1 protein-coding gene is annotated in these 825 nt (G+C 63.2%); it reads right to left on the minus strand.

Translation table 11 applies throughout. The features are described from left to right. Positions 1 to 51 precede the first annotated feature (51 nt). Positions 52 to 825 (minus strand): beta-ketoacyl-[acyl-carrier-protein] synthase family protein (locus tag EOB59_RS34975; protein ID WP_164895871.1); only part of this gene is annotated, 774 nt, incomplete at its 5' end.

The raw sequence follows: 825 nt of genomic DNA on the forward strand, positions 1-825 counted from the left end.
CAAGCAGCTAGATACGACAGGTGACCTCAAATGAGGCGTCTTGCATGGCTTCTACACCTGCCTGAATGCCAGAACTGCGTTCGTACCGCCCATGGCGAAGGCGTTGCTCATGGCGACGCGCACCTTGCGCTCGCGCGGCACATTGGGTGTGATGTCGAGGTCGCAAGCGGGATCTGGCTCGCGATAGTTGGCGGTCGGCGGCACGACGTCCTCTTGGATTGCCATCACGCAGGCGATCATTTCAAGCGCGCTCGCTGCGCCGAGGCAATGCGCGTGCGTGGACTTGGTGGAAGAGATGGACATCAAATAAGCGTGGTTTCCAAACACACGCTTGATCGCCGCCGTTTCAGTCTGATCATTGCTTTTGGTACCGGTGCCGTGCGCGTTGAGGTAGTCGACGTCCTCGGCATTCAGCCCGGCATCGGCAAGGCAGGCGCGCATCGCCGACGCTGGCCCCTCGACAGATGGCGCGGCAATGTGGAAGGCATCGGCGGAAAGGCCGACGCCGGCGATCTCGGCAAGAATTGTGGCACCACGCCTCGTGGCATGCTCGTAGCTTTCCAGCACGGCCATGCCCGCACCCTCGCCCAGCACCAGGCCCTTCCTATCGGCGGAGAAGGGCCGGCAGGTATCGGGTGAAAGCACGCGCATTGCTTCCCATGCTTTCAGCACGCCCCATGCGAAGGGTGCGTCGCTGCCTCCGGAAACCATTACGTCGGCCCGGCCCAGCTTGATCTGGTCCACCGCCGAGGCGATCGCATGGTTGGCCGAGGCACATGCGGAGGTCACCCCGAAGACCGGCCCGCGCAAGCCGAGGCTCAAGCT

The sequence above is a fragment of the Mesorhizobium sp. M7A.F.Ca.MR.176.00.0.0 genome (assembly GCF_004023165.1).
Classification (GTDB): Bacteria; Pseudomonadota; Alphaproteobacteria; order Rhizobiales; family Rhizobiaceae; genus Mesorhizobium.